The following is a 24,718-nucleotide window of genomic DNA, read 5'->3' as shown; positions in this document are numbered from 1 at the left end:
GTAACATGGGTGTAACCAAGTAACAATGGGATGTAAAATAGAAGAGTTCCAAAAGGAACAAAAGAAAAGAATGAGAGCTGTTCAGGATGCAATGGACGTGCTCAACGGGAAATGGAAGATTGCTATTATTTCGTCTATTTGCTGTTATGGTAAAAGACGGTTTTCCGATATTTTGAATGATGTAGACGGAATTTCCAACAGAATGTTGAGCAAAGAATTAAAGGAATTAGAATTAAATGAGTTGGTAAAACGAACCATTTTAAACACACAACCCATAACGGTTCAATATGAACTTACGGAACATGGCAATACGCTACAAACCACTATCAGTAATCTTGCAGATTGGGGAGTAGTACACCGAAAGAAAATTGTCGGGAAATAATGTTCGTTCTTTATTGGGCATTGTCCTGTTAATTATATCAGGAAAAGGGTTAGAAGCAAATGTGATAACTACCATGTATAGTCAGACAAAGCAAGAGCCCTTGTGTCGCCATAAGAATAAAGAGTTCCAGCTATCTTAACCTCTGACGAGACTGATATTTAGGAGTAAAAGCTTAATTAAATACATTTATCGGTACTAAAAGCGATAATTCAAATTATCGCTTTTAGTACCGATAAAATCCATTCAATAATCATTATATCGGTTGAATTGACGATATTTTGAAATATCGGCTCAATAAACGATATTTGAAATATGACTAGTATTATTACAGGAGATATTATCAATTCGAGGAAAGTTGATCCGGTTATTTGGTTAAATCCTTTAAAGGATCTTATGAAAGAGTGGGGTAAAACCCCCAAAACGTGGGAGATATACAGAGGAGATAGCTTTCAGTTAGAAATAACCCAACCTCAATATGCCCTGTTAGCTGCAGTTCGCATCAAGGCCTGTATTAAATCTATAGAGAAATTGGATGTGAGAATGGGAATAGGAATAGGGCACAAAAACTATGATGCTAAAAAGATAACTGAAGCCAATGGAGAAGCATTTATTAATTCGGGAGAAACATTTGAAGAGCTTAAAAAATTAAAGCAAAATCTTGCTATCAAAAGTCCCTGGACACAGTTGGATGATGAACTGAACTTAATGTTTCGTCTGGCATCAATAGTACTTGATAAATGGAGTACGGCTACTGCACAAATAGTGGCAGTATCAATTGCTAACCGCACACTATCACAAAAAGAACTCGGTGATAAAATGGAACGAACACAATCCACAATTAGTGAGGCACAGAAACGAGCACATTATGATGAAATAATGGATTTGGTCTCCTTTTATGAAAAAAACATCACAGAAAAAATCAATTGATATGATCTTGCTACTTCAATTCTTTTTAGCTCATATTCTTGGCGACTTTTTTTTGCAAAGCAGCAAATGGTTGGCCAGTAAAGAGTTAAAGAAATGGCGTTCTCCCTATTTATACGTCCACGTATTCATACATTTTATACTTATTATATTAGTGACCTGGGATTTGGGTTTGTGGGGAGTGGCATTAGTAATTAGCATTTTGCACTTACTTATTGATGCGATAAAATTGCAATATCAAAAGCCCACTACCCAGAGAGCATGGTTTTTTATAGATCAACTCGCGCATTTAGTCGTTTTATTTTGCGTATGGTCTTTCCATGAAAAAGTATCGTGGAGTTATATTGCTATAGCTACCCCTGGAACACTTATAATTAGTACCGCTATTCTATTCGTATTAAAACCAGCATCCCTCATTACCAAATTTGCAATCTCAAAATGGGCACCAGGTGTTAGTACCAATTCCAGTTCACACACAATTGGCGTACTTGAATCTTTAAAAAATGCAGGTGAATGGATTGGGTTTCTTGAAAGGCTATTGATTCTGATCTTCATCCTATTAGGAAAATGGGAAGGAGTTGGTTTTTTACTAGCGGCAAAATCTGTATTCAGATTTGGTGATTTAAAAGAACCCAAAGAAACAAAACTCACTGAATATGTAGTAATCGGAACATTCCTTAGCTTTTTTATTGCTATTCTAACAGGAATTATCACCAGCCAATTACTAACGATGCTTTAAGAGGAAATCTATAAACAGAATTGATGAAAATAAATTCTTGAAGAAATAGGGAGTCCTTATTTAAGAAGTAGCAGCGCTTTGAAGTGTACTTACGGAAGCAAAGAAAATAGTAGTAACATTAAAGAGCGGATTCAAAACAGAAAAGGCTGTTAAAATCAATGATTTAACAGCCTTTTGATGTTACTATGCGGCCCCAGGTATCGTAACCTCGAACCAGATTATGTAGGATTGGGTTGATTTAGGGGGTATTTAGGCCAAAATGAGCGAATATAGTGCAGCCTATTCTACTTGCTTCCTTTAATCCATCGTTTATCTGGTTTTTTGCATTATCCATAATTGATTGCTTCCTACTTAGAAACTGAGCATTTAATTTTGATGAATAAAGCAAGTACATCACCATTGCAATTATAAAAAGCATCTTCGTGATTTCATATTTCACCATTGTTTTGTCCATAAATGACTTATATGGATTTTTCTTTAAATCATTTCAAGGTAAAGTTTCTGTAATTCATTGGCAGTAATGTCTTTAGTATTTAGTACGTGTACAAGATTTCCCTGTTTCATGATCCCTATTCTGGAACCTACATTTACTGCATTGAAAATATCATGGGTTGCCATCAAAATAGATCTGCCTTCTTTGGCCAACTCTTTACATATTTGAGTGAATTCATCAGTGGCTTTAGGGTCTAAGCCACTGGTAGGTTCATCCATCAGTATAATCTCTGCGTTCTTAGACAGCGCAATGGCAATCCCAACTTTTTGCCGCATACCTTTAGAATAGGTTGAAAGTCTTTCCCGGTGTGCTTTTTCCTGTAATCCTGCATTATTTAAAAAACTTTTTAATGAGTCGCCTGAGTAACGGAAGCCAGCCAGTCTGCTAAAGAAGTCAAGATTTTCAACTCCACTTAAATTACCGTACAGTTGAACTATTTCCGGGATATAAGCAATGTGTCTCCTTATCTTAGCAGTATCGGGAGTAACTTTTATTCCTTTAATTAATGCACTACCAGCGGTAGCTTCTGCAAATCCAAGGAATAAATTTATAGTAGTTGTTTTTCCCGCTCCATTTTGCCCTAACAAACAAAAGATCTCTCCGGGTTCTATTTGAAGATTAAGGTTATTCAACGCCGTGTATTCATTATACTTTTTAGTTAACTGAACGGCTTCTAATGCATGTACCATAACAAATATTTTTTACAGCTTGATAAAAGAATGTTTTCTTTCGATGAGTACTGCCATTACCAGTATTATACAGGAAAGCATGAAAATATATACTATAGCAAGGATAACATTGATATCAAATACTATTGGAGGCCTGTAGTTAAAAACAGGAATGACAGATAAATCAGCAGATGTTAACCTCTTTTCCGCAAAATGAAAAGGATATAAAAAGCCTTGCCATTGCAACTGATATTTGTTTGCCTGTTCATTGAAGTCCTGGAAAGCGTATAGTTGATTCCCACTGATTGTATTTAATCCTGATTCGCATAAAAAAACCGGATTCCATCGCAATAGTTTTTGTGCAGTCCGATTTCGCAGATCAACCTGTTGATTAAAAGGTTTCATTTTCCTATTCATGCGGCGTTCGAGCAAATAGTAATATCCTGCTACATAACGGAGACTATGGGGAAGCGTATCCTTTGCTGGATTAATACTGGATGCATATTGAGGATTATATCTGTTAAAACTATCTGATAATAGTTTTGGCGAACCGGCCCATATTTCTTCTGACTGATGTCTTCGAAATGATGCAATCTCATCCTGTAATGGTAAAGGGTATTTCACCTGAATATAACTATTAACAACAGAGGGAATAACAATCAGTAGCAGAAGCCAGGTGGAAGCCAGATATAGTGCTGTAACCATGGCTGCTTTTTTTAGGGACAGCGCCAGATATGCAATTGCAATCCAAAAGAATAGATAAAGCCAGGTAATCAACATCCATCCAATTAGCATTCCTAATGTGTAGTCCGTCTTATGTATTACAAGTAGAAACCCGATTATATTCAAAAGTGTCAAGATAGAACCTAATAAAAGGAACCGGAACAATAGCTTTAACCGTATTACCAGTTTTACATTGCTTCCTTGTATAGCAAGCAATGACAATGTGCCTGCTTCTACTTCAGCTGAATATATAGAATAGCAGAAAGAAAGGACTAGCATGGGCAATAAATACACTAATACAAAGCTATAATCGAAATTACCTGCCAGCATCATCATTGGATTTGTTATAGGCGCCCAGTTCTGATCATTAAAATTTCTGGTGAACTTTATCTGCTGATACCATGGTTGAACATCCATAAGTCCCAGGGATAGGGCAGACAGTGGCAGCGGTTTTTTTATTGCAGTTGGTGAAAGCCGGTAATTAATCATTGCTGCCAGACCAGCATTTTTTGCTTCTCCTTTTCCTTTCGGCGTTGAAGTGTCCCCCAACTTTTGGATTGTATTGCGGATATCCTGATCAAAACTGACCTTCATACTATCAATCTGAGTAAACTTTGAATGCACCGCCTGGTTACCAACTCCTATTGCGAGCAATGCGATAAAAATAAACAGTATCAGACCGCTCAGCATCCAGCGTTGTCTGCATAGCTGGCGCCATTCATGACGACAAATAGTTTTTAACAGATCCATGTTTATTATTTTAATCTCTTTGCTACAAGAGGAATTATTATTATTAAAATGACCAGCCAAAGTAATAAGGATATCATAGCCCAAATATGCCAGCATATTGCGTTTTCAAAGGCCGGTGGGGTGTAGCTGAAGGTTTTCATCTTTTTGAAGAAATCAGGACCTACTTTGTAATTGTATGAAAGATATTTAGAACCACTATTGGCAAGTTCCATATTTAATGTTCGGATAAAATTGTCGCGGTATTTTTTTGCATGGTGATGAAAATAAAGATGATGAAAATAATCAGTGCCTGTTACTCCCATTGAAAACTGTTGTATAGCCATAAATGGATTAAGCAGACCTACCTGTTCCATATGGAATTGTTGCTTTTTAATGATCGATTCTACATTTCCGGCGTAACGTTCGTATACCTTTGCATTATAATCTTCCCCATATTGCATTGACAAGCCATCAAAATTTATAGGAAGTTGAGAGGCGCTATCAACGCCATATTTTTTGAGCGTTTGTTCCATATATTTTTTATACCGTTCAAGCGAGGAGCCATCGTTTCCCATGCCCAACTGATTTCCACGGGTGATATTACGGCTCAGTTCATACCGGGAGGGTAAGGGATCAGAAGCATCAATAAGACGGGCCACACCCCTTGGCATTAGTACAGCCCAAAACAGCCAGCAACCGAGCGCTGTTACGAGCGCTCCATTAGATGTTTTATTCCATGTTGAAATAATAACACCTATACAAACAACGATAAAGAAAAACAACAGGTAACTTAATGAGAACAGCAGGAATCGAAGGAGGATATCTTTGCCTGGCATTTTAAACAGGAAAGGGGAAGCCATTAATAATAGTGCTGGAAAAATTACAGTAAGTATAATGGTGTAAATACCCAGAATTTTTCCCCACACAATTTGAGAGGGCCTTATACCCTGGATCAATAATACGCGGAGTGTATTTCCTTCCCGCTCATGGGTAATAGTGTTGAAAGTAATCAGTAAAATTAATAGCGGTATCAGCAGCTGGAACACCAGGGCAACAGACAATTCTCCAAACCTAAGTTGACTATCGGAGGCCTCGGCTTCCGACTGATTTACCTCATGTTGAATGTGTGCCTCCACCCGGTAGCTGTTACCAAGATAATTATTCAACCCGTTATCGTACATGCTCAGTAAAGAGCCCGGTTTAAAAAGATAGGTTCCAAAATGGGCTGCGGAATGGGGATTAGCATGCTGTTCTTCCCATTCTTGCTGAAACAGGGAGGCTGCCCGTTGTTTCTGTATTTCACTTTTTTTCAAATGCAGCCATCCGGTAAATGCGCCAAATCCTATTAGAAGCCATGCAATGCAGGCAAGTACCAAAACAATTTTATCACGAATGGCAGAGAGATATTCCTTTTTAATAATTGTCAATACTGAATTTCTTGTTATCATGATAGCACCATTTATCGAAATGAACAACTAAGGGTGGCAAGCAGATTGCGCGGCATGCCCGGAGTGTAGGAGTTCGTAATCCCACTGACTGCATATCGTTTATCACCGAGGTTGTTTCCATTTACCTGCAGACTGTATTGCTTATACCGGTATCCAATCAATGCATCAAACAAAGTATAAGATGGCATTTGCAATACGGTGGCTCCTACCTTTTTAGCACTGAAATAGCGGTTGGCTACATTCTGAAATCCACCTCCGATGAATAACCCTTTCAGCCGACCATTACGGAAGGAGTATTTTAACCAACCATTAGATGAGTTTTTCGGTGAGTTGGCAGGAATCTGTCCAATCTCTTCTGGTTTCTTGCTTTCGGTGATTTTTGTACTGTTATAATTATAATTTAAATTGATAAACAGGTTTGAGAATACGGTTCCTGTCACACCCAGTTCAACACCACGGCTTTGAACTGCTCCAATGGCTTCGCGCCAATTTGGAAAACCATCGCGTGGTGCTGCCTGCAATACATTTTTCTTAGTGCTTTGATAAACCGTCACGAAGGGAAGGAGTGTGCTATGGAAAAATTCCCCTTTTATTCCAAGTTCATACTGTTTGGAGGTCTCCGGATCAAAAGGGCCACCGCTTTCAGCGTAGTTACCATATTGTGGTGAAAAACCCTCATTATAGTCAACATAAACTGAGACGGTATTAACAGGCTGGTAGACAAGTCCAAGACGGGGAGAGAAATTTTCAGTACGCTCCGGCTTTTCATCGTATAAGATGGAACCATCCTGCTTCAGTGCAAGATAACGGCGGAAATAGTTGTTATATCTTAATCCTACAAGGGATTTTAGTTTTGGTAAAATCACAATCTGATCCAATATATACGCCCCCAGAATATTATACGTGAATTTCTCAAAGGAAGTATTAGCATATACTATATTTCCGGTACTGTCATAATGTGTTTGCTCATCAGCAGAAAATACGGACAATTTTGACGCTGAATATTGAGTAATGCCATCAGGATAATTATTACGGGTAAGGACAGCATCTCCACCCATCGCAAATTGGTGATGAATTCCCCAGGTATTTAACTTTCCAACACCATAAAGATTGATCGATGTTTGTGGAGAGTTGATGTTTTGCCACGTGTAAGAGCGGCTCACTGTATTATCAATTTTATTTACAAAGCCAGCGGCTGTGTATTGTCTGCGATTTGCTCTTGCTTCGTTATAGGCAACCAGGAATCCAATTTTCCAATCGTCTGAAAAGCTATGCTCCATGATGGATTGAGCCTGAATATTATTGCCTTTGTAACGGCTGTCTTTTCCTGGATTAAAGTCGTGGGGTACAAGGAATATGCTGTCTTTATCAGGGCTGTTATAAATAGGAACGCGGGGTTGATAATTATTGCTTACATCATCGTTTATATAATTGCCATTGATCTGCCAGGTAGTGCGGGGCGCAATTTCCCATTTAACAGCACCATATACCTGTATATTTCTCCGGTCAAAATCTCGTGTAAAACTACCTCCATTCTGCAAAGCGGCACCCGCTAGAAAATACAGGCTCTTTTTTTTGTTAATGCTACCACTTACATCTGCCTGTGCCCGGATGAGGTCAAAAGAACCTGCACCGACAGAAGCATTTACAACTGTATTTTTTCTAGGTTGTTTGGTAACCAGGTTGATATTACCGCCCATGCCCCCGGGGCCAAAAAGGATAGCGCTAGGCCCATGAATGACTTCTATGCTTTCTATATTACCAAGTAACGGAATTTGTCCTTCGGGATAGGGTGATCCTTTTATCCCGTTGGTAGTGATCCCACCAACACCGGATGTATATCCCCTTGAACTGAAACCTCCGTAATAGTCGGTGGAAGTAATACCAGCTACATTTTTAAAAGCCTGGTCGAGTTGGAAAATCTGCTGGTCATCAATGACTGATCTGTTGACCGACTGGATATTTTGAGGAATATCTCTCATGGGAACATTCATTCTTGTAAGTACTTTGGCAGTAGCTAATGATTGGGCCGCACTAATATTTACTTCCTTCAAAGTAGACGTTGCTATATCTAATTCAAGGCTTAGAAATATTAACTTCCCATCGCTTATCTGAACCTGGCTGCTTTTGGCCTGATATCCAACGCCACTGGCAATAAGGGCGTAACTGCCGCGAGGAATGTTACCGAATTCAAAATTACCATTGTCATCCGTTTGCGTAGCAGATCCGTGTGGTTCCAGTTTAATCGAAATACCTGCCAATGGATTTTTATCCGGGCCTATGATCCGACCCTGAATTTTTCCATGTTGAGCAAAGATATTTCCTGAAATAAGAAGAAGTATGATGAACGAAAATAGTCGTTGGATCATTTTAGTGTGTTAATATAGGTACATAATGGTTTCACATAGGTCTTGTTTCTCGCAGATAATGGAGAGGAAGTCCTTTGAAAATTTGAAGCAATAATTGGTTTATATGGAAATACCGAAAGAGGGGGGACCTTTATTTAATAAACCATAGGAGGGGAGCTCTGACAGGAACGGGGTAATAACCGCGCGCAGGAATAGATAGGATACTACAGGATCAATTTGGATCCGTTGTTGATCATCATAATACCCTGAATATTGATGAGCACAAACTTTACAATCCTTTACATAATTCTTACTCGTGTAAATTATAGCCGTTCCGGACTTATTTGAAATAATGGTTTTTCCTGTTACAGGATGGGCATGTTTGTGCCAGACCTGAACCGGCATTGCGATGAAGCAATACAGACCAAGTAATATAACTGCGAATTGCAGACGATATTTTCTAAGAAGGAGTAGCAATGATTTACAACAATGTTGCAAATATATGATTACAACAGCTAATTGACAAATTTGAAATCTGCTGGAAGTATTTGTTGAACGTACATGTTGTCACATACATTAATCAGGAAATCAATTGATGGAGTTTTAATTCAAAATGCTATATTTGCAATAATGTTGCAAATGTTTAGTTGATCACTCTCAAACCATACCGGCATATTATCGCGGCTGTTCTTTTAGGATTGTATTCTTTTTTTATAACTCCTGTACAGCTGTGGCATCATCATTCAAATGCTGATGATAAAATTGCTATTCCCAAACCTATATCCGGACAAAAGGTAGTTTTAAAAGGAACAGGTATTTCAAATAATTCCTTTTGCTCAATATGTAATCATAAATATTCCATCTTTCTTGATGATGCGTTATCGCATCCGTATGTAGCCGTAGTATTACATTCCATCCTGTTTATTGGTTATCATAAATTTTATGTATCTCCAATTGTCTGCCATTTAGCCAACAAAGGACCACCTTCAATATTTTAATTCTTCTGCCAATGTCATTTTAAGTGGATCGCGTCTTAACCCAGGAAGACGGAACTACAGATTCGTGCATCTGTTATACCCAAATTTATTGCTAAATGTTCTTTACGAATAGAAAACCTTTGTCTGTTTACAAGCAATCCGATGCTATGGATTGTGGTCCAACCTGTCTTAAAATGATTGCTGAATACTATGGCAAATCTTATCCATTGCAGCATTTGCGGCGACTGTGTAAGATTACAAGACAGGGTGTTTCGGTAGCTGGTATTATAGAGGCCGCGAAGGAGATTGGCTTTAAAACTTTTTCAAGCGAATTACCATTAAGCTTATTGATAGAGAAAGCACCTACACCATGCATATTGCATTGGGATAAACAACATTTTGTAGTGCTATCTGATATCAATGACTCCTACGCAGTTGTGGCAGATCCGGCTATTGGTAAACCTATTCGGTATGGAAGAGACCTGTTTGAAGCTCACTGGATAGCAGATCGCTCTTCACTTCGGGGAAGAGCATTATTCATGGAGCCCCAACAGGAATTTTATGAAAAGCAGGTTATTGAAGAAGGTCGTACTACACTATGGTCATTATGGCCTTATTTGCATGCGAAACGCGCTCAATTCATCCCCGTGGTAATTACAGTCCTGATTGCCAGTATCTGTTCTTTAATCATTCCGCTTTTAACACAATCAGTTTTTGACAAGGGGATTAAAAACAGCAATCTCTCAATCGTCTGGATGATATGTATGGGGCAATTGATGTTGTTTTTGGGCCGGATGTTCAGCGATTTTATTCGTGCACGCTGGTTGTACAGAATAGGAGCTACTATTAGCCTTCAATTATTGGAGGTATTTCTTTTTAAACTTACAAGCCTTCCTTTATCTTTTTTTGACAACCGCAATTCCACGGATAATATGCAGCGGGTAAACGATAATATGCGTATAGAGGATTTTTTGACTAACTGGGTAGTCACGCTACTTATGTCATTAATCACATTAATTGTGCTTGGAGGAGTCCTGTTTTACTATAATCCCTGGATTTTTCTACTATTTATGAGTAGTAGTATAGTTGGTTTATGGTGGGCCGGTTCATTTAAAAGTAAACGACACATGATTGATCAGGAAAAATTTAGAATAATGTCAGCCAGCCAGAAAATCCTGCTGGAAATATTTTCTGCCATGCAGGAGATAAAACTTACAGGGAGTGAACAGGAGAAAAAAATGCAATGGCAGGCTTTACAACAAGAAAGTATTTCTCTGAAATTAAGAAGTTTACGCCTGGACCAATGGATGCAGGGTACAGGCTCTTTTATTAATGAAATGAAAAACGTGTTAATCACCGGCTTGGCAGCTATGCTGGTAATAAAAGGTGATATGACAATGGGTAGTATGCTGGCTGTCACCTACATGTGTGGTCAGTTGAACATGCCGGTATTACAACTGGCCGAATTTATGCGAACCTCCCAAAATGCACTTTTTAGTTTGCAAAGAATGGATGAGGTAAACAGGGAACCGGAAGAAGACAATCACACCGCATTAGAGCTGATGCCAGTGCAGATAGCTCATGCTAATATTCAGCTGGATAATATAAGTTTTCAATATGGTTTGCGGAGTGCTCCTTTTGTACTGAAAAATATTCAGCTGACGCTGCCTGCCGGAAAGATAACGGCAATAGTTGGTATGAGTGGAAGTGGTAAAACTACTTTGTTAAAATTGTTACTCAAATTTTATAATCCGGTTGAAGGACAAATTCTGCTGGGTGACACTGTGTTGAAAGACGTAAATGCAAAATGGTGGCGTCGCCATTGTGGTGTAGTTATGCAGGATGGATATGTTTTTATGGATACAGTAGCTAACAATGTTTACACTGGTGTAGACCAGAAAGATCCAATCCGGTTATATGAAGCCTGTCGGTTAGCTAATATACACGATTTTTTCACCTCATTGCCATTCGGGTATGAAACTATTATTGGTCGTGATGGATTGGGGCTTAGTGAAGGACAGATACAACGTTTGCTCATAGCACGCCTCATCTATAAGAATCCCTCATTTATCTTCTTAGACGAGGCTACCAATTCATTGGATGCACACAATGAAAAAGCCATTGTTGATAACCTGAATCTATTTTTTCCGGGTAAAACAGTCATAGTTGTTGCACACCGCTTAAGTACTGTGCGGAATGCTGATCAGATTGTGGTTTTAGATAAAGGAAATGTAGTGGAATCTGGTAACCATGAAACCCTTATTGCAAAAGCAGGTGCGTATTATCATCTGATTAAAAATCAGTTGGAACTTGGTAAATAATATACCGATGTACGCCTAAATTAATGCTATGTTTAAACCTTTCCCTTTTGTTTTTATGCGATATGCCTCTCTGCATCATCGCAGCTTTAAAAAGCTGGAATTACATGGATTATCGCGATTTATAGTTGTTTATCAAAATATAACAGATAGACTTTCTACACTTCGTGAAATTTTATGTGACACTTTGTATCAGGAAATTTCCAAACAACATAGTGATGAAGTTCGAAAACGGCTTATCAAATTAAAAAGAGATATTCAAAATAATAAGAAAGATATTAATAAGACGATTATTGATGCGCAGGCATTTTCGCACATGCTGATAGTCCAACTTGAGAAATACAGCCATTATCATAATAGGTTATGTGAGCTTACAGATTCCTGGGAGGAGCATTACCAAAAGTCGGTTCAACAACACCGTCGAAATTTGCAGCAATTGGCAGATGATGAGTTATTGAAAAAAGGATTGGTTTTATCAAGTCAATCTTTATATGAACAGATCCCCTCATTTCAAAAGAAAGATACAGCCGCATTTCGTCATAAAGAATTTAAAAATGAATACGGTCTTTTGCTGTACCTAACCAGAATGGCCTTTAAAACATCACCATTCAGCACATTTACGAGTACAGGGATAGCAGAGATGAATGAAAATATGCCTGAATTGCGAATTCAGGCACCGGGAAATATAATCAGCAATACCAGACTAAATAATAACCTTTATGGGTTCATACGTTCGTTGATGCTGCATCATCCCGTATTATGCGATCTATTGCTGATTAGTTTAAACAACTCCATCGAGTTAAAAAATGATAAGGTTCAATTTCTGGTAAACGTTTCTAATATCGAATCTTTTCAGACTATGCCCGTTTCAGTCGTGATAGCATGGCTACTTGATTTTTTCAAAGAGCGGCAGGATATTTCGCTTGGTTTACTTACCGGACAATTGTCCCAGATTTCCGGGTACAATCTGCAGCAAACAAAATCCTATTTGTTGAAGCTGATAGCTGCCGGCTTTCTGGAAGCAGGTACTGGAACCTCAGGTATACATCCGGAATGGGACAGGCAATTATGCCAGTTTTTTGAATCACAACCTATCCAATATCCCGCTGCAAATCTTTTGCATTCATCTTTATTGCAATTAAGGGAGAGCCGGCATGGCTATAATAACGCTGATGCATCCCAGCGTTATCATTTATTACAACAGGGGGCCTCTTTATTAAACACGACAGTTGAGGGATTGCTGGCGCAGGAAGGAATTAGCCAGGAAGATGAACAACAGGCAAAAGAACGACGACTGGCATATATCTCGCAATTAAAATCCGGTCAATTTGAATTGCCTCCATTGATAGCCAAACCATTTTTACCATCAGGCATTTTTTTTGAAGATAGTTCCGTAACCAATAAACTGCAAATCCCCCTTACAGCGTTTCAAAATTTTACATGCAAAGTACATGCACTGGGAAATATACTGGCACTGGCCGATCCCTTACAACCTGAAAGAGATCGTATGCGAAATTTCTTTTTGAAACATTATAAAAATGATGCGGCTATTCCGGTGACCAGTTTTTATCATGCTTATTTCTTTTATGAAAAAAAAGTGGTTCATCAACAAAATATACCTGATTTCAGGCAAGAATTTCCTGACAGCATTCAGCAGTTATTATTAGATCGCCTGAATATTGAGATTGATAAGAATGAAAATGGAGACGTTGTTTTAGTGAACCTGACTGATAAAATGAAACCTGACATTCCCCGGAAAGGATCAATGGCAATGTTTGTGCAGTTTTTTGATGACGATAATGGTCTCAAAGGAGTTATTAATCATTTTCTGCCCGGTATGGGTAAGGTAGCTGGTCGCTTTGTTGATCTGTTTGATGATCAGATTAACAATCAGTTTAACGAATGGAATCAGGCGCTCTACAAGGATCATGTGCTGATGGAACTAAGTGATGGATCTGGTTTTAATGCTAATATGCATCCTCCTTTACTGCCATGGGAACTGCGGGTACCTGGTGGTCACAACAATTATCCTGCTAATCGACAAGTTTATTTAAAAGATCTGGAGGTAAGATTTGACATAAGGGATGATTCATTGTTTCTATGGCATACTAAATGGGAAAAGAGAGTATTTACATTTGATCTTAGCCTTGAGTCCTTTTACAGAAGGTCAAACTTTTACCAGTTACTGGCTCATTTCAATAATGAATATCGCATTTTAATGAGGCATTTCAATGTATGGCTTGATAAAATGATTCACCCCCCAGGTGCCCTGTACAATGTTGAAATTATCAGAAAACCACGGATTGTATTTGACAATGATGTGATCATGCGTAGGGCCGGATGGGTGGTGCCCTGTGATAAAATTCCCATTCAACAAAAGACAGAGACGGAAGCTGCCTGGTTTGTGCGGTTAAATAAATGGAGAATTGAGGTCTGCATTCCGGCGCATGTATTTCTTTATTTGCAATCGCCTTACATACCAGTTGGTGAAAAAAAATCAAAACCCATGCGTGATGACCATAAACCTCAATATATACATTTTGCTAATCCTTTGCTGATAAACGTATTTAAAAAAATGATTTCACGCTCCGGGATAATTTATATGGAAGAAATGCTACCTCATATTAATTATCTGGAAAGTCACAAAGATCAGCCTACTGTAACTGAATGTCTTGTTCATTGGTATCAGTTTTAATTATAATTAATACGTCAAGCATATGCAGTATACATGGTTATCCGCGCATATTTTTTATACCGGTTCTGCGGAGGAATGGTTATGTGGGTTTATAAAGCCGTTTGTTGAAAAGTTAGAACCACAGCTGCATCCATTAGTACCTTATTTTTTTATAAGATATGGCGAAGATGGGGCACATATAAGATTCAGGTTACAAACACCTGCCACCTATTTTCCAGCTGTAAAAATGATGCTGGAACAGGATTGGTATCAGCAGAATGTTTTAATGCAGAATAGTTACAAACTTGAATTTATTCCTTACTTACCCGAAATCTCCCGATATGGTAATGAGTCTACAATTATGCTGGCTGAGAGACAATTTTTTCTATCATCCGGTTATTGCCTGGATTCTATGTTATCACAATCACGGTGGCACACTTCTGCAGCGCTAGCAGCTGCGTTTCAAATGCATGTAGCTTTTTTTTATGCGCTTGATGCTGATATTTTCACTGTACAAAAAATTTGTGAACAGTTTATCGAAGCATGGTTAGGGGTTTTGACCCTTAATATGAAAAATGCTTCGTTGGCATCCTTATTGGAACACATGAATGAACTATATGGGAAACAGTCAGCATCTCTTAATAGAAATGCCCAGGCATTATGGCAATCATTGGAGGCAGGTTCTGCTCCTGCAAATTTGCAGAAATTTGCTCTTGAAAATCGTTTCGTACTTAACAAATACACCAAAGCCGGCATTACGGATCCGCAGTTTTATTTCGCTATTAGAAGTTTACTGCACATGACTCATAATAGGTTGGGCATTTCCAATAAAGAAGAACCCTGGTGCATTTACATTATCTATCGCTGTTTACAATACGTTTATGAAAATGTCTGCTGATCAGCAAATAATAGCCGGTGAAGTCTTTCGGATTGCCGAAGAACTAATTTCGTTAGCGCAGCAGGATGCCAGTGGTTCTTTTTGGATAACACCAGCTCCTGATGCTAAAAGACAGGAAGGTGAGAGCATAGACCTGTTTAACGGAAGTGCCGGTATCATCAATTTTTTTCTTTCCCTATATCAATACCACCCTGATCCACGGTATCTCGCATTATCTGTAAGTGCAGCCGATAGATTATTACAACATCAGGATGTCTTAACTCCCAAATACTATACTTTTTATGGTGGAGCTGTGGGTATTTTGTATCTGTGTGTTCAGTTGTATAAGGTGACAGGAGATAATATTTACATTAAAACGGCTGTACGGCTTGAAAAAGCCTATCGCCAGGATTTATTCAATAGTATGTCAAATGACCTTTTAAGTGGCCGTTCCGGAAACCTTCTGGCAATTTGCCATTTATATGCCAGCTGTAAAAACAACGAATTGCTGGAGACCATACATACACTTATCCGGCAACTGATCAGTAATACCTGTATTGCCCAAACTGGATTTAGATGGGATTTGTATAAAAATAGCTTTGATAGTCTTACCGGCTTTTCACATGGTGCTTCAGGTATTGCGTTTGTACTTATGGAGGTTGGAAAATATTTTGACGCGCCAGGGTTACATTATCTTGCAGAGCAGGCTTTATCCTATGAAATGAGTTATTTTGATCAGGAGACTGAAAACTGGATGGACCTTAGAGTAGGGACTGACCGCATGAAAACCATCCATCAACAGTTTGATAAGCAATTACTTCAGTGGCCATTAACCGCTTTTCAACCCAGCATGAGTGGCATAAGCTCCTGGGCACATGGTGCTGCAGGGTGTGGAATCTCCCGGTTATCGGCATTTAAAAATACGGGAAACAGTAAGTATGCAGAACAAGCTCAGGATGCAATGAAATATAGCTGGTCATATTTTACGAGACAACAGCATATAGATTACAGCCTTTGCAGTGGCTATGGAGGTATTGCCGTATTATTTCAACAGGGTGCAATTATATTACAGGAGCCTTCCCTGCATGAAAAATCGTGTGCAATTGCCATTGCGGCGATTGAATATTATAAAATACAGCACAACTATAACAGCAAGCTCCAACAGAGAATTACGGATCCTGGTTTATTTAGCGGGCTTGCCGGTGTAGGGTATTGGATGTTGGGATGTCTTAAAATTCATGAAACAGATTCGATTCTATTTCCTTCTATGCCAGATACTACCGGGCAATTAAATGATTACAGTATTTATGCTGTTAAAAAAACAGTTTTCTCTAAATATTTTGAAAATACTTTGCAGCAGATTACTGTTCAGGATTACAGATCGTATGAAAAAATAATAACCTTGTCCGATGATTTTCATTCAGTAGAACGGCATTTGCATGAATATATATTGAATGCTGAGGAGGAACCTGCATCAGCACTATCAATTATGTTCAAACGGGAACAGCAAATAGCCCATTTATGGCTTCAGTTTAACGGCTCACTAAGGTTTCGTCAGACCAGCTTAATACTAAAAGAATTCATTCATGAGAGTTTACGTTTTACGGTATCAGAGTGGTTACAACAAACACTTGTAACGGTTTCGCATATTGATGTTATAGCAGACGGGTATGGAAATGATCAATATGTTATTTATTGTTTGGAAACAGGTCTCCTGCAAGTTAAGGTTTCCAATATTGCTGCATTGTTACTCGAGTCATGTCGAAGGCCTGTTGATGTTGAAACATTACTATATAACTGGCGATCACAATATTTTGTCAATGAAAAGAAAGAGAAGATCGAAGAACTCATCATTGCGCGAATTAAAGAGTTGGTAATGGCAGGTTTCCTGACCAGGCACCAACGACAAACAGGATGATACTGAAGTATCATCCTGCGTGTGCCTGCAACAGCACACTGTGCTATATTAGCAAATTATAGTAGTACAGAAATGATGTTCATCATCTGTTTGTTCTGTATGGGTTGGATGTTCTTCACTTCCAAATCCACCAAACAGGCGCATATTCATTTCGTTTTCGAGGCTCGTAACGAAACTTTCAATTTTTAACTCATCAATACTGAGTTTGAAGTTTTGATCATTTTTAAGGTTCATAAAATAAATTTTAATGATTAACACCAACATTTAACGGGCGTCGGATTTCCCTGATTGCAATCATAATAAAGATAAAGAATAAAATGAAGCATTGTTGCAAAATGTTGGATTCTTTTATCGTTTTTGTTGATAAAATTGTATGAGCAACAAAAAGTGGTAAGCGCCTTGATGAATACAGCCTCTGCTAGTTTCTTAATCACTGATTCATCAGCCGCTAGTTCTGCCTGGGGTAGGTGTGAAGGTGAAAATGGTGTCTTAAACGTGAGTGAGAATGGTATTCATCATCAGACGATCCTAAAGTAGTACAGTTCTATATCATTTTAACAGGACTTGAACAAAAAATAGAAAATCTGGACGAGCGATTTATTGAAGAAAAAATGAATAGTTGTACGAGAATTCTGCGCATAAGTTTAGCCTGGAAAAAGTAGAATTGTTAGAACATCTGCAATTAACCATTATTTACACCTCGAACCTTGAAAATACATTCAATTAGCTACTATTTGTGTCACAGAACCTGCCTCTATGTGGGCTTCCAGCAATTATGTAGAAAAGCAAAAGATTACAATTCAGAATATTTCCTGAAGGAATCTATTATAACAAGAAAACAAATAAACCTCGAACTTTAAAAATGAATAGAATGTTCGCCTTCGTCGCAGACCTGATGGGCGTTTCAAAAAAAGAAGAAACCCGACTCTCTGAGATTACTCTCAATAAGTCGGGTTTAGCGGGCTGCGAGGGGACAAAGTTCGATTGCGTTGTGCAAAGTCCGTGAGGCGGGAATTTATAGATGAAACGCCTCGAAATTACCCGGCAGGTGCCCAATCCTGCCCGACAAGGTCTAGTCCACCACCGGAAGCGAGTCTTGCGTAGTCATCAGAGATGATGGCGCGAAGCGTAGACAGTGACTGCTGAAGGTATGCTACCATAGCCTCGAAACTGTCCACGATGTTGAAGCTTTAGCTGTTCGAAAAGCTAAGGCAACATCAAACCTGCGTTATTGACGAGCAGGGGCGATTCGACCGGTGTCTGAGAACATATCAAAGGCAGACAGGGGTAATACGGGAACACAGGAGAGCCTAACGTCTCCGAACGGAAGTCGGTTTTTTTTAAGGATTTACCGAATAAGAAATAATCCAGGCATCCAAGGTTTGTATTACCACCTTGCTATGCGTTAAGAAAAGGTAATACGAGGAGGTATCCGCATCGAGAGAGATCGAAGATAAGGAGAAGGACGAAGGCAGTCTTAGCATCCTCATAGTATACGAATAACCAGCTTATGTTTCGCGCAAAATAACTGGGGGCGGCCCACCGACTGATGTTCAAGAATAATATAAATTTAAAAAGCAAAAGACTTTGCAGTAAGACCTGACAGTCCAATGAATATAAAATTCATCTCATAGTTTGGTTCTTCTTGCTTTTTAGGTTTCAAATTGGGGCTAGACCCCGTATGGAAGATTATACTTATTTATGCTTGAAGGCAAAGCTCTTTTGCTTCTTAAAGTAAAAAGTCTATGCCAAAAAAACATCCAAAAAAGTAGCAAATCCAGGTTTTGTACCAATGCCTGTAGTTAATCCGAATGCCGCAGGAATTGACATTGGGGATACCATCCATGCAGTGGCAGTTCCCAAAGATCGAGATCAACAGTCTGTTCGAGTCTTTGGAACGATGAGTTGTGATCTAAAGGAAATAGTTGATTGGTTGGAAAAATGTGGCATAGATACCATAGCGATGGAAAGCACAGGGGTTTACTGGAAACCTTTATTCAACTATTTGATTCTGTATGGATTTGATGTTTATTTGGTCAATGCACAGCATGTACGCAATGTCACCGGTAGAAAAACGGATCAGAGTGACGCGGAATGGCTACAACAACTGCATAGTTGCGGATTAGTAAAAAGCAGCTATTTGCCGGAAAATGAGCAGGAAACATTGCGAACATTGGTTCGTCACAGGAGAACCCTTACCGAGGAAAGTAGCCGGTTTGTATTGCGGATGCAAAAGGCATGGAGATGATGAATATTAAATTGCATACAGTGATCAGCGATATAGTGGGTAAGTCTGGTACAGCCATCATCGAAGCTATCATTGCCGGAGAAAGAAATGCTGCGAATTTTTTGCCATTTCTTGATTATCGCATAAAAGCTAGTCATGAAGTTATAATAAAATCATTAGAAGGCAACTGGCGCGCGGAGCAGTTGTTCACATTGGAAGAGAATTATATCAGTTACAAATTCTTTCAGCAACGAATTATAGCATGCGAGAAAGCAATAGAAGCACAATTACAGAGGTATGCAGCTATACAAAATGAAGGAGAGATCCCTTTGATAGAAACAAAGAAAGAAGATATTCTGTCCAAAGCAAAAAAGAGGAGTAAAAACGCTCCTATATTTAATACCAGATCATTTTTGAAAAATATTCTTCGGGTCGATGTCCTGGCTATTTATGGAATGAGTGACATCTGTGCCTTGGAAATACTGTCAGAAACAGGAACTGACTTGAGTAAATGGAAAAGCGAAAAACATTTTGTGTCCTGGTTGAATTTATGCCCCAACACTAAAAAATCGGGCGGAAAAATAATCAGCAGTAAGTTGATGAAAAAGAAGCCTAATTCCGCCAGCCAGGCATTCCGGATGGCAGCTAACGGTGTTCAGCGAAGTGATCACTGGCTGGGAGACTATTTTAGACGGATGAAGGCGAAAGGAGGAAACAAGTATGCTATTGTAGCAACCGCCAATAAAATAGCAACTATTTACTATAAAATGGTTACAAATAAGGTAGAGTTCAATCCTTTAGATTTGCAACAATATCAGGAACAGCGGAAAAATGCCAAAATCGCTTACTTGGAAAGAAAGCTGGAATCACTAAAAAAACATGTCGCTTAGTTATATGGAAGTACTGTTAGAAAGGTGGAAAATCAGCTCTATGAAAGCCACTGAGTAAGGAAGGGGGATGTCTGTTTACGGAACTAACATCTTAGCAACACTAAATGTACCAGAGACATGAAAGAAGTGTTAACAGTAGAGATGCAGATAGCGGCACGGGCAAAGAAATATCCGGGAGAAGCCTTGACGAACCTGCATGAGTTTATTAATGTTGATATGTTAAATACCTGCTTCGATAGCCTCAATAAGAAAGTGGCAAGCGGAGCAGATGGAGAAAAATGGATCGATTATAATAAGCAAAGACAAGAAAGAATACCTCAATTATTGACTGCATTTAAGAGCGGTGTTTATCGTGCGCCCCATATCCGACGCGTACTTATACCTAAAGGAGCGGGCAAATACCGGCCGCTTGGCTTGCCTACGTTAGAAGTTAAATTACTTCGGACTTCGGTAACCCGAGTCCTGACACCAGTCTACGAGGAAATATTCTATCCATGTTCGTATGGTTTTAGACCGGGGAAATCTCAACATCATGCATTGGAGGAATTATCCAGAGAAATAAGTGTAAACCGGATGCGCTATATAATAGACGCTGACATGCAAAACTACTTTGGCAGTATCAATCATCAATGTTTACGGGAGTTCCTTGACCTGAAGATAAAAGATGGCGTGATAAGGAAAATGATCGACAAGTGGTTAAAGGCCGGCATATTTGAAAATGGCCAGGTGATGTATCCGACAGAAGGAACGCCGCAGGGTGAACCCTATCCCCGTTGCTTAGCAACATTTATTTACACTATGTTTTGGACACCTGGTTCAAAGAGCAGATCCAGCCATTATTGAGAGGTGGCAGCTTTATCATCCGCAAAGCGGATGATTTTCTGTTGGGTTTTACAAACAGGGAAGATGCTTTACGGGTGATGGATGTACTGCCGAAGCGACTAGGGAAATTTGGCTTGACCTTACACCCTGAAAAGACCAGACTAATTGATCTGGAAGAAGAAAGGAAGGGCGGAAATCATCCAATTAAAACGTTTGACTTTTTAGGATTTACCCATTACATGAGTAAAAGCCGAAAAGGAAAACCAATCCTGAAGCGCAAAACAAACAGTAAGAAACTGAACCAGGCTTTGAAACGCTTAAGCGACTGGATCAAGTGCTACCGACATAAGCTACCGATAAGGGAACTGATCGAAGAGCTGAACCAAAAGCTGCGTGGCCATTATGCTTACTACGGTATAACGTTCAACTGTAGGAAGCTGCATACTTATTACAACGGAACAAAACATCTGCTCCATAAATGGCTCAACCATCGGGGTGGAAAACGAGTCTGGACATGGAATAAGATTGCAAAGCTGACTACAGAGTGGATACCCCTTGTACAACCGAAGATCTATCACAGCTATCAATTGGCGAAACCGTAAATAGAGGAACCGTGTACAGGAAATCTGCTCGCACGGGACTGTGGGGGAGCGGGGAGGCAACGAACCGCTCTACCCGGAACCAGTTTGTGGAGAGTTTATCTGAAATCCATATGTTTATTAGTGAAAATAATTGCATAACATGATATTGATGATAAATAATTGGGGCACTGTCATTGTTTTGCCTTGAATCAGAATGAAAAAAGCTATCCACATTTGAGAAGACGATTTCCATGATAAATGGAATACCAGAATAACAAACAGGCCCAATTCCCCAACAAAATTGCGTTTAGTTAATTGAAATACAGCCGTATTAATATTGTTTATAATTATATATTTTAGAAATTTATACCCCTTAAGGTATAGTTTGCCGACATTTCTATTTTTTATACCTTTTAGGGTATAGAAATGTAATATTTTGTATTTTTATACCTTAAAAGGTATAAAATGACTCTCTTGTCGAAGACGATTAAAGCCAAGCGAAAAGAAAACGGTTTAACACAAGAAGACCTATCCATAAAATCTGGATTGGGATTACGGCTAATCCGGGAAATTGAACAGGGAAAGACAACGATGCGTATGGACAAGGTGAATCAGTTACTTAACTTATTTGGGATGGAACTTGTACCTGCACCTAAATCAAGATCTAATGAGTAAAATAGCAAAAGTATATTATAACAGCATACTTGCTGGTACGCTTACAGAATATGATGGTGGTTATAAGTTTATATACCATGAAGATTATTTGGTTGATGAATTGGCAATGCCAATAAGCTTAACTATGCCCTTACAAAAGGAAACCTATCACAGTTTTACGCTCTTCGCTTTCTTTGATGGACTAATTCCTGAAGGTTGGTTATTAGACATAGCCAAAGATCATTGGAAAGTCAAAGGCAATGATCGCTTTGAATTATTATTACTTACATGCAGAGATACCATCGGTGCGGTAAGCATAGAACCTGAAAATGAAATTGAATAATATGTCCAATTGTTTATTCTGCTATAAAGATTCTGGGGATAAGGAGTATCATATTAAATGTGCAAAACGATTTTTTGGTACTGAAACAATGCCGGAGCTTAATCTGGACAAACAACTTTTAAAAGATCTGGCAGAAAAGACTATTAGCAGGCATATAGCCCTGACAGGAGTGCAACCTAAGTTATCTGTTACACTAGAAAGGAATAAAAACAATGGCAGACTTACAATCGTGGGACTATGGGGAGAATACATATTGAAACCTCAACATGAGAAACTGAAAGCCATGCCAGAAACGGAAGACCTTACCATGCATCTTGCGGAAGTATTTGGGATTCTAATATGTAAGCATACGTTGCTCAGGGCTACCGATGGAAATCTTGTTTATATTGCCAGGCGTTTTGATAGAGTGATGGGGAAAAAAATTCATGTTGAGGACTTCTGTCAACTATCTGGTTTTTTAACAGAAAATAAGTACAAAGGATCTTATGAAAAAGCGGGAAAACTAATACTTCAGTATTGTACTAATTCAGGACTTGATGTACTGAAATATTTCGAATTACTGCTTTTCTGTTATTTGACAGGAAATAATGATATGCATCTTAAGAACTTTTCTATACTCCATCTTGAGAATAGCATTGCATTAAGTCCTGCTTATGACCTGCTGAATGTTAACCTCGTTTTCCCCAAAGACCAGGAAGAGATGGCATTATTGCTAAATGGCAAAAAGAAGCATATAAAATTAAGAGATTTTGAAGCGTTGGGAACTGTCTTAAACATCCCTGAAAAAGTGAGACATAATACTTATCGAAAATTCAAGTCTCTTAGTTCAGAGGTACACATACTAATTAATAGCTCTTTTCTGAGCAGCGAAAAAAAGGAAAACTATTGGGAAATATGGAATAAAAAACAACGGATCTTTGAAGAAGATTTTCAATTGTAAATTGGTTCAAAAAATCAATTCATATTATTTCGAACACGCAAAAAATTAAATACAAACAATTTGTAGATTCATTATTAGTCATTTAAAAAGCAAAACCCGCTCTTAGAGCGGGTTTTGCTTTTCCTTGCGGACCAGACGGGACTCGAACCCGCGACCTCCGCCGTGACAGGGCGGCATTCTAACCAACTGAACTACTGATCCTTACACCCCGTTTTCTCTGTGTCGGGGGTGCAAATATATGTACTTTTATTTCAATTGTGCAAATAATTCATATAAAAATCTTTCCCTACCCGCAATCCCCATCTTTTCTTTAGCTTTACACCCTCCGGGGGCAGGAGCCAAAACGATTTGATTTTTAACTATGGATCGTATGCCATCAGATGAAGAAGTACTGATCAAAATGAAGCAGGGAGATGAAGCTGCATTCTCAACAATCTACCGTCATTATCACGCTTCTCTTTACATATACCTCTTACGGTTTTGCAAAATACCTTCGCTGGCAGAAGACCTCGTCCACGACGTATTTCTGAAAATCTGGGAAATCAGAGACCGTATAAATCCTCAATTGTCTTTTTCAGGATATCTATACCGTATTGCCCGTAACCATGTAATTAAAACAATTGACAAACTAGCCACTGACCAGGCCATGCGGGAACAACTGTTCGCACAACTTAATGAACCCGTTTCCTCCACACCAGAACAAATGGTCCGGGCCAAAGAATATGACAGGCTTTTTCAGGAAGCATTGGCCCAAATGCCACCACAACGGTTACGGGTATTCCAACTCTGCCGGCAGGAAGGAAAAAGCTATGACGAAACTGCCCAACTACTCGGCATCTCCCGCAATGCTGTAAAAAAACACATGGTGCTGGGTATGCGCTTTATTTATGAATATGTTCATCGCTATGGCGATATCATGGTCGCTGTTTACGTAGCCCAAAATCTGCTCTCCTAAAAATACTCCCCCAAAATCTACTCTCCTAAAACCTGCCCTCCCAAAACTTGCTTTCCCAAAATCTGCTCTCCCCCCAAAGAACCCTTAA

The 24,718-nt window shown here is 38.9% G+C and carries 21 protein-coding genes and 1 tRNA gene; 15 read left to right on the top strand and 7 right to left on the bottom strand.

Annotated features, from left to right (window positions below):
- The first annotated feature begins 25 nt into the window (after positions 1-25).
- The 3 genes from SIO70_RS30220 to SIO70_RS30210 all read left to right on the top strand — a co-directional run bounded on the left by SIO70_RS30220 (position 26) and on the right by SIO70_RS30210 (position 2,045).
- Entirely contained in the window at positions 26-382 is a 357-nt protein-coding gene (locus SIO70_RS30220; protein WP_320577202.1) for a helix-turn-helix domain-containing protein, read from the top strand.
- A gap of 312 nt (positions 383-694) precedes the next feature.
- The gene (locus SIO70_RS30215; protein ID WP_320577199.1) at positions 695-1,309 is read left to right on the top strand and encodes a hypothetical protein; all 615 of its coding nucleotides are present in this window, start codon (positions 695-697) and stop codon (positions 1,307-1,309) included.
- A 1-nt stretch (position 1,310) separates the two neighbouring features.
- Complete coding sequence (locus tag SIO70_RS30210) at positions 1,311-2,045, top strand: DUF3307 domain-containing protein (RefSeq protein WP_320577197.1); 735 nt, start codon at positions 1,311-1,313, stop codon at positions 2,043-2,045.
- A gap of 477 nt (positions 2,046-2,522) precedes the next feature.
- On the opposite strand, the gene SIO70_RS30205 is transcribed toward SIO70_RS30210, so the two are convergent.
- The 4 genes from SIO70_RS30205 to SIO70_RS30190 are packed head-to-tail and all read right to left on the bottom strand — an operon-like array spanning position 2,523 to position 8,475.
- Positions 2,523-3,227 (bottom strand): ABC transporter ATP-binding protein, encoded by a 705-nt coding sequence (locus tag SIO70_RS30205; protein WP_320577196.1) that lies wholly within the window; start codon positions 3,225-3,227, stop codon positions 2,523-2,525.
- Positions 3,228-3,239: 12 nt separating this feature from the next.
- Positions 3,240-4,679 carry an ABC transporter permease subunit gene (locus SIO70_RS30200; RefSeq protein ID WP_320577194.1) on the bottom strand — a complete coding sequence of 480 codons (1,440 nt, stop codon included), beginning with the start codon at positions 4,677-4,679 and terminating at the stop codon, positions 3,240-3,242.
- Positions 4,680-4,684: 5 nt separating this feature from the next.
- Positions 4,685-6,106 (bottom strand): ABC transporter permease subunit, encoded by a 1,422-nt coding sequence (locus tag SIO70_RS30195; RefSeq protein ID WP_320577192.1) that lies wholly within the window; start codon positions 6,104-6,106, stop codon positions 4,685-4,687.
- An 11-nt stretch (positions 6,107-6,117) separates the two neighbouring features.
- Positions 6,118-8,475, bottom strand: coding sequence for a TonB-dependent siderophore receptor (locus SIO70_RS30190; RefSeq protein WP_320577190.1), 2,358 nt, complete (start codon positions 8,473-8,475; stop codon positions 6,118-6,120).
- Positions 8,476-9,547: 1,072 nt separating this feature from the next.
- Between SIO70_RS30190 and SIO70_RS30185 the strand changes: the two genes are divergently transcribed.
- The 4 genes from SIO70_RS30185 to SIO70_RS30170 are packed head-to-tail and all read left to right on the top strand — an operon-like array spanning position 9,548 to position 17,218.
- On the top strand, positions 9,548-11,752 hold the full coding sequence (locus SIO70_RS30185) for a peptidase domain-containing ABC transporter (RefSeq protein ID WP_320577188.1): 2,205 nt from the start codon (positions 9,548-9,550) through the stop codon (positions 11,750-11,752).
- 28 nt (positions 11,753-11,780) lie between these two features.
- Positions 11,781-14,444, top strand: coding sequence for a lantibiotic dehydratase (locus SIO70_RS30180; protein WP_320577186.1), 2,664 nt, complete (start codon positions 11,781-11,783; stop codon positions 14,442-14,444).
- Positions 14,445-14,466: 22 nt separating this feature from the next.
- Entirely contained in the window at positions 14,467-15,321 is an 855-nt protein-coding gene (locus SIO70_RS30175) for a thiopeptide-type bacteriocin biosynthesis protein (protein ID WP_320577184.1), read from the top strand.
- A complete protein-coding gene (locus tag SIO70_RS30170) occupies positions 15,305-17,218 on the top strand; it encodes a lanthionine synthetase LanC family protein (protein ID WP_320577182.1) in 1,914 nt (637 codons plus the stop codon). The genes SIO70_RS30175 and SIO70_RS30170 overlap by 17 nt, the downstream gene beginning before the upstream one ends.
- Before the next feature lie 48 nt (positions 17,219-17,266).
- On the opposite strand, the gene SIO70_RS30165 is transcribed toward SIO70_RS30170, so the two are convergent.
- The gene (locus tag SIO70_RS30165) at positions 17,267-17,452 is read right to left on the bottom strand and encodes a pinensin family lanthipeptide (RefSeq protein ID WP_320577180.1); all 186 of its coding nucleotides are present in this window, start codon (positions 17,450-17,452) and stop codon (positions 17,267-17,269) included.
- Between the two features lie 803 nt (positions 17,453-18,255).
- A complete protein-coding gene (locus SIO70_RS30160; protein ID WP_320577179.1) occupies positions 18,256-18,396 on the bottom strand; it encodes a hypothetical protein in 141 nt (46 codons plus the stop codon).
- A 614-nt stretch (positions 18,397-19,010) separates the two neighbouring features.
- Between SIO70_RS30160 and SIO70_RS30155 the strand changes: the two genes are divergently transcribed.
- The 7 genes from SIO70_RS30155 (at position 19,011) to SIO70_RS30135 (ending at position 23,675) form a co-directional block, all read left to right on the top strand.
- Complete coding sequence (locus SIO70_RS30155; RefSeq protein WP_320577177.1) at positions 19,011-19,466, top strand: IS110 family transposase; 456 nt, start codon at positions 19,011-19,013, stop codon at positions 19,464-19,466.
- On the top strand, positions 19,463-20,335 hold the full coding sequence (locus tag SIO70_RS30150) for a transposase (protein WP_320577175.1): 873 nt from the start codon (positions 19,463-19,465) through the stop codon (positions 20,333-20,335). Before SIO70_RS30155 ends, SIO70_RS30150 begins: the two co-directional genes overlap by 4 nt.
- Before the next feature lie 117 nt (positions 20,336-20,452).
- On the top strand, positions 20,453-21,178 hold the full coding sequence (locus tag SIO70_RS33595) for a reverse transcriptase domain-containing protein (RefSeq protein ID WP_414017887.1): 726 nt from the start codon (positions 20,453-20,455) through the stop codon (positions 21,176-21,178).
- Positions 21,139-21,759, top strand: coding sequence for a hypothetical protein (locus SIO70_RS33590; protein WP_414017886.1), 621 nt, complete (start codon positions 21,139-21,141; stop codon positions 21,757-21,759). Before SIO70_RS33595 ends, SIO70_RS33590 begins: the two co-directional genes overlap by 40 nt.
- A 444-nt stretch (positions 21,760-22,203) precedes the next feature.
- Complete coding sequence (locus SIO70_RS33585) at positions 22,204-22,413, top strand: helix-turn-helix transcriptional regulator (protein WP_414017885.1); 210 nt, start codon at positions 22,204-22,206, stop codon at positions 22,411-22,413.
- Complete coding sequence (locus SIO70_RS30140) at positions 22,406-22,735, top strand: HipA N-terminal domain-containing protein (protein WP_320577173.1); 330 nt, start codon at positions 22,406-22,408, stop codon at positions 22,733-22,735. Before SIO70_RS33585 ends, SIO70_RS30140 begins: the two co-directional genes overlap by 8 nt.
- 1 nt (position 22,736) lies before the next feature.
- Positions 22,737-23,675 carry a HipA domain-containing protein gene (locus SIO70_RS30135; protein WP_320577171.1) on the top strand — a complete coding sequence of 313 codons (939 nt, stop codon included), beginning with the start codon at positions 22,737-22,739 and terminating at the stop codon, positions 23,673-23,675.
- Positions 23,676-23,802: 127 nt separating this feature from the next.
- Here SIO70_RS30135 and SIO70_RS30130 read toward each other — a convergent pair.
- A tRNA-Asp gene (locus SIO70_RS30130) sits at positions 23,803-23,876 on the bottom strand.
- Between the two features lie 169 nt (positions 23,877-24,045).
- On the opposite strand from SIO70_RS30130, the gene SIO70_RS30125 reads away from it, so the two are divergent.
- On the top strand, positions 24,046-24,630 hold the full coding sequence (locus tag SIO70_RS30125; protein WP_320577169.1) for an RNA polymerase sigma-70 factor: 585 nt from the start codon (positions 24,046-24,048) through the stop codon (positions 24,628-24,630).
- The last annotated feature ends 88 nt before the right edge of the window (positions 24,631-24,718 follow it).

Origin of the sequence: Chitinophaga sancti (assembly GCF_034087045.1) — a bacterium.
Lineage (GTDB): Bacteria > Bacteroidota > Bacteroidia > Chitinophagales > Chitinophagaceae > Chitinophaga > Chitinophaga sancti_B.
This window is presented reverse-complemented; position numbering and strand designations above follow the sequence as displayed.

What these genes read in the sequence shown, in the direction of transcription:
- SIO70_RS30210 (WP_320577197.1), top strand. Translation starts at nt 1,311, where the DNA reads ATGATCTTGCTACTTCAATTCTTTTTAGCTCATATTCTTGGCGACTTT.
- SIO70_RS30195 (WP_320577192.1), bottom strand. Translation starts at nt 6,106, where the DNA reads ATGATAACAAGAAATTCAGTATTGACAATTATTAAAAAGGAATATCTC.
- SIO70_RS30135 (WP_320577171.1), top strand. Translation starts at nt 22,737, where the DNA reads ATGTCCAATTGTTTATTCTGCTATAAAGATTCTGGGGATAAGGAGTAT.
- SIO70_RS30170 (WP_320577182.1), top strand. Translation starts at nt 15,305, where the DNA reads ATGAAAATGTCTGCTGATCAGCAAATAATAGCCGGTGAAGTCTTTCGG.
- SIO70_RS30215 (WP_320577199.1), top strand. Translation starts at nt 695, where the DNA reads ATGACTAGTATTATTACAGGAGATATTATCAATTCGAGGAAAGTTGAT.
- SIO70_RS30155 (WP_320577177.1), top strand. Translation starts at nt 19,011, where the DNA reads ATGCCTGTAGTTAATCCGAATGCCGCAGGAATTGACATTGGGGATACC.
- SIO70_RS30205 (WP_320577196.1), bottom strand. Translation starts at nt 3,227, where the DNA reads ATGGTACATGCATTAGAAGCCGTTCAGTTAACTAAAAAGTATAATGAA.
- SIO70_RS33585 (WP_414017885.1), top strand. Translation starts at nt 22,204, where the DNA reads ATGACTCTCTTGTCGAAGACGATTAAAGCCAAGCGAAAAGAAAACGGT.
- SIO70_RS33595 (WP_414017887.1), top strand. Translation starts at nt 20,453, where the DNA reads ATGAAAGAAGTGTTAACAGTAGAGATGCAGATAGCGGCACGGGCAAAG.
- SIO70_RS30150 (WP_320577175.1), top strand. Translation starts at nt 19,463, where the DNA reads ATGATGAATATTAAATTGCATACAGTGATCAGCGATATAGTGGGTAAG.
- SIO70_RS30180 (WP_320577186.1), top strand. Translation starts at nt 11,781, where the DNA reads ATGTTTAAACCTTTCCCTTTTGTTTTTATGCGATATGCCTCTCTGCAT.
- SIO70_RS30165 (WP_320577180.1), bottom strand. Translation starts at nt 17,452, where the DNA reads ATGAACCTTAAAAATGATCAAAACTTCAAACTCAGTATTGATGAGTTA.
- SIO70_RS30140 (WP_320577173.1), top strand. Translation starts at nt 22,406, where the DNA reads ATGAGTAAAATAGCAAAAGTATATTATAACAGCATACTTGCTGGTACG.
- SIO70_RS30125 (WP_320577169.1), top strand. Translation starts at nt 24,046, where the DNA reads ATGCCATCAGATGAAGAAGTACTGATCAAAATGAAGCAGGGAGATGAA.
- SIO70_RS30220 (WP_320577202.1), top strand. Translation starts at nt 26, where the DNA reads ATGGGATGTAAAATAGAAGAGTTCCAAAAGGAACAAAAGAAAAGAATG.
- SIO70_RS30200 (WP_320577194.1), bottom strand. Translation starts at nt 4,679, where the DNA reads ATGGATCTGTTAAAAACTATTTGTCGTCATGAATGGCGCCAGCTATGC.
- SIO70_RS30185 (WP_320577188.1), top strand. Translation starts at nt 9,548, where the DNA reads ATGTTCTTTACGAATAGAAAACCTTTGTCTGTTTACAAGCAATCCGAT.
- SIO70_RS30175 (WP_320577184.1), top strand. Translation starts at nt 14,467, where the DNA reads ATGCAGTATACATGGTTATCCGCGCATATTTTTTATACCGGTTCTGCG.
- SIO70_RS30190 (WP_320577190.1), bottom strand. Translation starts at nt 8,475, where the DNA reads ATGATCCAACGACTATTTTCGTTCATCATACTTCTTCTTATTTCAGGA.